Source organism: Cyanobacterium sp. T60_A2020_053 (assembly GCA_015272165.1).
Taxonomy (GTDB): Bacteria; Cyanobacteriota; Cyanobacteriia; order Cyanobacteriales; family Cyanobacteriaceae; genus Cyanobacterium.
The window spans coordinates 1-7,541 of record JACYMF010000017.1; the positions used below are offsets into that span (position 1 = coordinate 1).

A 7,541-nucleotide genomic window follows, 5' to 3' on the forward strand; every position below is an offset into this window, starting at 1 on the left:
TATGGGCTGTCGTCTAACGGCGAGTCGGTGAACCAAGAATCCCCCACTATAACCCGTAGGGTTTAGTGGTGGGAGTGTCAATTGCCTAAGAACGTCTTTAGCCTGAGCGTAGTCGAAATGTCAAAGTAAATCCGTTGACTGACGAATCAATGTTTGATGGTTTTACACCTGAAACCTGCTACCTGCCACCTGAAACCCCTCTTAACTTAACATTTGAATCAGTGGGTAACGTCAGATATTAAGGCAAATTATCCCGATTTTCTGTGAGATGATAGGGCGAAAATGTATCATAAGTGAGATGAGATTTACGATTTTTCTGAATGTCTTCCCGGATTTGATCTAAATCGATATAACGATCAGCTACATTAATTAGACTGTCACTGGTCATAGATCGTAAACTAACTACTTCAATTCTAGCGCCCCTGTAACTAACTGCATCCACAGCGTAGGCTAAATCACCGTCACCGCTCACCAAAACCGCAGTATCATAAGAGCCAACTAAAGCCATTAAATCTACGGCAATTTCCACATCAAGATTAGCTTTTTTTGAGCCGTCTGGAAGTTGTACTAAGTCTTTAGCAATAACTCGATAGCCATTGCGCCTCATCCATAATAAAAAGCCCTGTTGTTTTTCGTTAGTGCGATCGACTCCTGTGTAAAAAAAGGCTCTGAGTAATTTTGCTCCGGCGGTTAAACGATATAATAGTTTTGTATAATCGATTTCTACCCCTAATTGTAAGGCAGCATAAAATAAGTTTGAACCATCAATAAAAATGGCTACACGTCCCCGATTTTCCAACACCTGTTCAGGCGGAAAAACGGGATCGCTGTCGAAGTTGTCCCACATTTTTTTATCCTTTTTTGTTATTACAAATAATTAGTTTATAAAATGGTTTTATTAAATTTTTTATTGATAAAAAAGTAGTTTTTATGATTAATAAATTGATATTTTTTTTATAAAAAAGTGTTTTAAATTTAGGCAAAAATCTTGATTTATATTAATTATTGCCTATTTTTAACCAGTTGATTAAAATAAAACTAATTAGTCAACATGATCTGTTTCGATTCTAGCAAATATAGGAGCGCCCCTCTGCAAATCTTTATTTAAACTTAATCTTCCCCATAAAAAGTGCGTTTTTAGTTCGGGATGTTCCATACTTAAGTTTTTATTATTAAAGTCATAATTAAATCCTAATTGTCCATAGATTTGATTACTAATATTAGGAATGATGGGGGCGAGGAGAAGGGCGCTGAGGCGCACGGATTCTAACACAGTATAAAGAATTTTTTCCACTTCATTTTGCTGTTTTTGTTTGTATAAAGTCCAAGGGGCGCTTTCATCGATATATTTATTACAGCGACGAATCAAGGTGAAAACTTCTTCACACACCAAGTGAAACTGATTATTTTCATAAGCGTTATTAACTTTATGGTTGAGATTAAGACCGATAATTTTCACGGGGTTATCATCATCAATGGCTTCCCCTGTGATGTGGGGGTAGCTATCTTGACAGTATTTGCTCAACATTCCCAAACTGCGGTTTAATAAGTTACCCAAATCGTTAGCTAAATCAGCGTTAATGGTGTTGATGAAGCGGGTTTCGTTAAAGTCGCCGTCTTTGCCAAATTCAATTTCTTTGAGGAAATAATAGCGCACGGCATCCGCTCCATATTTATGTACTAAGGCAAAAGGATCAAGAGTATTACCTAAACTTTTGCCCATTTTTTGACCATCTTTAGTCAGGAAACCATGACCAAATACTCTTTTGGGGAGGGGGAGGTGCGCTGACATTAACATGGCGGGCCAATAAACCGCATGAAAACGTAATATATCTTTACCAATCAAATGTAGTTGAAAGGGATACCATTTTTTGAGAGCGTTTTCGAGGGTAGGCTCGTCATTTTCTTCTAAAAGGGCGGTAATATAGCCTAAAAGAGCGTCAAACCAAACATAAATGGTGTGATTGTTATCGGTGGGAATGGGAATCCCCCAAGTCATGTTGACTCGTGAGATGGAGAAATCTTGTAAGCCTTGTTTGACGAAATTTAAGACTTCGTTGCGACGGCTTTCTGGTTGAATGAAGTCGGGATTTTCTTGGTAGAATTGTTCTAGTTTTTCTTGATAACGGGAAAGTCGAAAAAAGTAGTTTTCTTCGTCGCGCCATTCTGCTTTGCGGTTACTGTGGATGGCGCAGTTACCGTTTTCTAATAATTCTCTTTCTTCTTTAAATTCTTCACAGGCAACACAATACCAGCCTTTTTGTTGATCTAAATATATATCTCCTTGTTTTTCCACTCTATGGAAAAATTCTTCGACAATGGGATTATGACGGGGATTAGTGGTGCGAATAAAACGATCATATTGTATGTCTAATTTTTGCCATAATGTTTTAAAAGTAGCTGAAATTTCATCACAGTGTAGTTGTGGTTCGATGCCTTTTTCTTCTGCCGTGCGCTGGATTTTTTGTCCGTGTTCATCTGTACCAGTTATTAATAATACTTCTTGGGCGCATAAACGCTGGTAACGGGCGCTGGTATCGGCGGCAATAGTGGTATAGGCGCTACCAATGTGAGGTAAGCCGTTAACGTAGTAAAGGGGGGTTGTTAAGGCAAATTTCTGCTCAGAGTTATGGACACTATTCATTATAAAAATAATTAATTGATCGTTTAATTTAAAATGTCATAGATAAACTTCTTATCATAGTATATCTTTAATCAATTCATCGGTAAAATCTTCTCTTTCATCAGAAAATAATCGATTTGAATCTCCTCGATAGTGAAGGTAGGGTGATTATTTCTCTATGCTATGGACTCTTTCTTATCTGGGTTATCGCCCGTAACATAACGCCATGAACAATAATAAAAGTTATGCTCGATTACCTCTATTTGTTTTTCGGTTGGTTTTAGCTTGTAGTTGAACTTTAGATTTAGCATTTAGAACAGCATTCTTTAGACTAAAAGCCATTACGATAGCACGAGTAATTACAATTGAGCAATTAGTTTTCAAGGAAAGAGTTTTATACCCAGTTTTTTTTGATAATTAATTATCAATTATGAATTATCCATTGTCCATTATAATTAGATATATTTGTTTCGATTTTATTTTAATTATGACCGCTAATTCTAATCCCTCTGACGTAAAAACCACTAACTTTTCTATGGATGACTTCGCCCAAGCCCTAGAACAAGAAAAGTATGATTATCATTTCAATAAAGGGGAAACTATCAAAGGAAAAGTTTTTCAGTATGATTCCAGTGGGGTATATGTAGATATTGGCGGAAAATCCCCGGGGTTTGTGCCATTGAGTGAGGCGGCTTGGCAACCTTTTTCGGATGTTAGTGAAGTATTACCCCTAGAAGAAGAATTTGAATTTTTGATTATTAAAGAGCAAGATTCTGAAGGACAAGTTAAGTTATCCCGCCGTCAATTATACATCGATCAGGCTTGGGATAATCTTTTAGAAATTCAAGAAGAAAAAAAAGTAGTACATATGCTCGTAACAGGCGTAAATCGTGGGGGCGTTATTGGGCAAATTGACGGTTTACGCGCTTTTATTCCTAAGTCTCATTTAATTGAAAAAGAAGACTTTGATAATTTAATCGATCAAACTTTACCAGCTAATGTCTTGCAATTAGATCGTGCGCAAAATAAAATTGTCTTAACTCAACGGGATATTGCTAAGTCAAGTGCGCTAACTCAGTTACAAGAAAATGAAATTATGCAAGGTAAAATTGTCAAATTACAGCCTTATGGAGTGTTTGTAGATTTTGGCGGTGTAGCTGGATTATTACATATTAAGCAAATTAGTGGTGGTCATATTGATTCCATTAATAATATTTTTAAAATTGGGGAAGAAGTCAAAGTGGTAGTGATGGAAATTGATACTATGAAAAATCGTATCGCTCTTTCTACAAAGATATTAGAGACTTATCCGGGTGAATTTTTGGAGAAAAAAGAATTAGTGATGACAACTGCGGAAGAAAGGTTAAATAATCTCAAGGAGAAAAAATCTCAATCATCATCCAATTAGGGTTGCTGAAAAAGTGGATAGTGGGCAGTGGATAGTAAAAAGGTTGATAAATCAAAGACTTTAGCATAACTAGAGATTTTTATAAATTTCTAGCTTTCATCAATGATGGCTGATTCAGGAGATGGAAATACAGCATTGTGAGAGAAAAAACTATACTTTTGACACTTTTTTTAGGTTTTATTATGCTTAATATCAAGTTCGTTTAATCACTTATAAATCGGTTAAAAATAATCTTAGTTCAATTTATTGAACGAAATCATGTTAGCCATGTAATTCATTACACGGTGGGTAAATTACTAGATTTTTATTAAATTCGGGCGAGAAGCCCGATATGCAGTAAAAATAGGTTATTTTTTGGCGATGTTTGAGCTTAAAATCCAGTCAACAGCGCCCTTCAAACTATGCGCAATATAATCGGGTTGTGTTTGATGTTGATATTTCCCCGTCATAACCTTTTCTCCGTAGCCTGTGGTAACGAGAATACCCGTTAAACCAGCATTATGGGCTAAATCCACATCAGTGGCTTTATCTCCTACCATGAAGCTATTTTTTAAGTCTAAATCGTATTGCCAAGCCGCCGCCACTAACATTCCTGTATTGGGTTTACGCCAAGTCCCCCAGCAGGTAAAATCAGGGTTAGTACCTCCAGCATTAGGGCTAAGATAAGGGCAATAATAGATAGCGTCTAATTTGGCTTGTCCTTCTTGCCATAATAAGGTTTCTAGGCGTTGATGGAGCGCTTCAATATGGCTATCGGGGTAATAATTACGCGCTGGACCTGATTGATTAGATACTAAACAGCAAAAAAAACCGCCTTCTTTTAGTTTTCTGACGGCTTCTGCCACATGGGGAATTAATTTTAAGTCATCGACATTATGGATATACCCTACTTCGACATTTAACACCCCATCTCGGTCTAAAAATACTGCTTTCTGTGCCACTTCTGTTATGAATTATGAGTTATGAATTATGAGTTATGAATTAATAGGTGGGTGAATAATTCATTATCAATTATCAATTGTCCATTATCAATTGTCAATTGTTTTTCTGCTGATTATACAACGCTTTAAATAGTCCTTGTTGTTGTTTATGATCCACAATGGGAGTGACATAACCGCAACTATGCGCCTCCATGGGCGTGATTTTGCCAGTGAGGAGGGCGCTGGTATCAAGGGAAGCAATTTCGGGAAGCCACTTTCTGATATACTCAGCTTCAGGATCGTATTTTTGCGCCTGAGAAGCAGGATTAAAGATTCTTAACGGTTTCGGGTCCATGCCTGTCGAGGCACTCCATTGCCAACCGCCGTTATTTGCTGATAAATCCCCATCGTAGAGTTTCTGCATAAAATATTTTTCCCCCCAGCGCCAATCGATAATTAAATCTTTGGTAAGAAAACTCGCTACAATCATGCGACATCGATTGTGCATCCAGCCAGTAGCGTTGAGTTGACGCATACTTGCATCCACCATGGGATAACCCGTTTTTCCCTCACACCATGCCTTAAATTTTTCTTCGTCATTTTGCCAAGGAAAATGCTTAAACTGTTGTCGATAAGCGCCCTCCGCCAATTCAGGAAAGAAGTATAAACAATGTTGATAAAATTCGCGCCATGCTAATTCTTTTTGCCAAGCGATGATATTTTCTTTTTCTTCATCACTACGACAATTATCCAAACTTTCCACGGTATAACGCCACAAAATACGAGGGGAAATACAACCAAATTTAATTGGGGCGCTTAATAAAGATGTACCATCAAGGGCGGGATAATTGCGATTTTCGTCATAGTTAATTAACAATTCATTAACGAAATAATCTAGTCTTTCTTGGGCGCATTTTTCTCCACCATCTAACATTAATTCTTCCTGCCAATTAAAGCCTAATTCTTCTAAACTAGGTAAAGAAATTGACCCTAATTCTTCAGCTATTTTTAATTCTTCATCAGTTAATTTTTGTAAGGTTTGGGGGGCGGTGACGGGCGCTGTTTTTTCTTTAACTGACCAATTTCGCCAAAAAGGACTATAAACAGTATAAGGTTTATTTCCTTGGGTGAAAACTTCGCCCGGAGAATGTAATAATTGATCCCAAAATGTTTCAGTTTTGATTGATTTTTTTGCCAATAAATGTTCTATTTCTTCATCTCTCTTTTTACTATAAGGTTCTACATCTAAATTCCAATAGACTGCCTCTGCTTGTAGTTTTTCCGCTAAAACTGGGATGAAGGGCGCTGGGAATTGCTGAAATATTAAAAAAGTTCCCCCTATTTTTTCATAATTACTGATCAATTCTTGTAAACTTTGTAAAAGATAAAGAACCCTAGAGGGAGAAATATCATCACTTGTTAAAATGGCAGGGTCTAAACAAAATAAACCGATAACTTTATCTGTTTTTTGTCTTGCATAATTAAGCCCTATATTATCAGTTATTCTTAAATCTTTGCGATGCCAAAAAATAATCATTTTTATCAAAACTAAGACTGTTGTTTAAGTATAAAAAATTATAACAAATTTTGATAAATACTTATAATTTAATATCTGGCTCTTGTATCATAGACTTGTCCAAAGATAGAACATCTACTAACAATACTTCAATAGGAAATTTAGAGGAATTAATAATAATCGATATTGATAGGACTATAGGCAATTTCACCATAAAAAAAATTTAAAGCTCTTTCCCCTGATACCGTGATAATATCTTGGGGCGTAATAATAATTTCTTCATAACAATCAAGCACATCGGTGGGCTGATTTTGCAGATCAATAATAGCAGTAGGAGGGTCTGAATCATCTAAATTTTCATCATTTTCGAGAATTATTTCATTTTCTTCAGTGACCTGAGTAACTTCAGTGCTAAAGGTAGTTTTTGCAGGAGAATTGATTATTTTTTGCAAGAAAAAAGTAGCTGTTTTATCCTTAATAAAACCTACTTCCACTGCAGTTTCACAAAATTTTTTACCTTTTTTATTTTGTTCTGTTAATACTTTTTCAATTTGTTCTTTATCTAATAAACCAGCCTTTTCTAAAAAGTAACCAACAGGCATCCCATAATTTATAAATTGTTGGTCTGGGTGATATTCAAAATTAATTAAAAAATCAACAGTTTCTGGTTTTACCCACCCCCTTAGAGCTAAAATTTCCCCTAACTTTAGTTTATGAAATTGTGTTTGATCTGCTAAAGCAATTTCTAACTGAGCATGAGAAATAATCCCTGCTTCAATTAATAACTCACCAATTAATCTTTTTTCTTCCACATTGAAACCATCTTCGGGGGGGAGTTGCTCACTATTCATCTGCCGTAGCGATATAATTCTTTATTCTGTTGATATTTTGACATAAAACTATTTTTTTGTCTTTTACCTTATTCTGTATGTCTTTTTCATCTTACGAAGGCTAAGAAAGCTTGGAGGGCGCTGGATTTAGTGCTATTTATTGACACTCCCCCATCAAATCAAAGATTGTGATGGGGGATTCTTACCTCACAGACACTTAACTAGACTAATCAAAATTTGATTA

6 protein-coding genes are annotated in these 7,541 nt (G+C 36.0%); 1 reads left to right on the forward strand and 5 read right to left on the reverse strand.

All coding sequences use genetic code 11. The features are described from left to right. Positions 1 to 238: 238 nt before the first annotated feature. Together IGQ45_02805 and IGQ45_02810 are read right to left on the reverse strand one after the other, a co-directional pair. A complete protein-coding gene (locus tag IGQ45_02805) occupies positions 239 to 847 on the reverse strand; it encodes an NYN domain-containing protein (protein ID MBF2056157.1) in 609 nt (202 codons plus the stop codon). Positions 848 to 1,042: 195 nt separating this feature from the next. Continuing rightward, entirely contained in the window at positions 1,043 to 2,644 is a 1,602-nt protein-coding gene (locus IGQ45_02810; protein MBF2056158.1) for a methionine--tRNA ligase, read from the reverse strand. Between the two features lie 466 nt (positions 2,645 to 3,110). Here IGQ45_02810 and IGQ45_02815 point away from each other — a divergent pair, with 466 nt between their 5' ends. Next, positions 3,111 to 4,031, forward strand: a complete 921-nt coding sequence (locus IGQ45_02815) for a 30S ribosomal protein S1 (protein ID MBF2056159.1) — start codon at positions 3,111 to 3,113, stop codon at positions 4,029 to 4,031. 347 nt (positions 4,032 to 4,378) lie between these two features. Here the strand turns inward: IGQ45_02815 and IGQ45_02820 are convergent, their stop codons facing one another. The 3 genes from IGQ45_02820 to IGQ45_02830 form a co-directional block, all read right to left on the reverse strand. Next, positions 4,379 to 4,972: an HAD family hydrolase gene (locus IGQ45_02820; protein ID MBF2056160.1), complete on the reverse strand. Its 594-nt coding sequence runs from the start codon at positions 4,970 to 4,972 to the stop codon at positions 4,379 to 4,381. Positions 4,973 to 5,066: 94 nt separating this feature from the next. Then, positions 5,067 to 6,497, reverse strand: a complete 1,431-nt coding sequence (locus IGQ45_02825; protein MBF2056161.1) for a deoxyribodipyrimidine photo-lyase — start codon at positions 6,495 to 6,497, stop codon at positions 5,067 to 5,069. Between the two features lie 140 nt (positions 6,498 to 6,637). Then, entirely contained in the window at positions 6,638 to 7,318 is a 681-nt protein-coding gene (locus tag IGQ45_02830) for a hypothetical protein (protein MBF2056162.1), read from the reverse strand. Positions 7,319 to 7,541: the final 223 nt, after the last annotated feature.

Coding starts and splice junctions, on each gene's coding strand:
- IGQ45_02815 (MBF2056159.1), top strand. CDS start 3,111: ATGACCGCTAATTCTAATCCCTCTGACGTAAAAACCACTAACTTTTCT.
- IGQ45_02830 (MBF2056162.1), bottom strand. CDS start 7,318: ATGAATAGTGAGCAACTCCCCCCCGAAGATGGTTTCAATGTGGAAGAA.
- IGQ45_02805 (MBF2056157.1), bottom strand. CDS start 847: ATGTGGGACAACTTCGACAGCGATCCCGTTTTTCCGCCTGAACAGGTG.
- IGQ45_02810 (MBF2056158.1), bottom strand. CDS start 2,644: ATGAATAGTGTCCATAACTCTGAGCAGAAATTTGCCTTAACAACCCCC.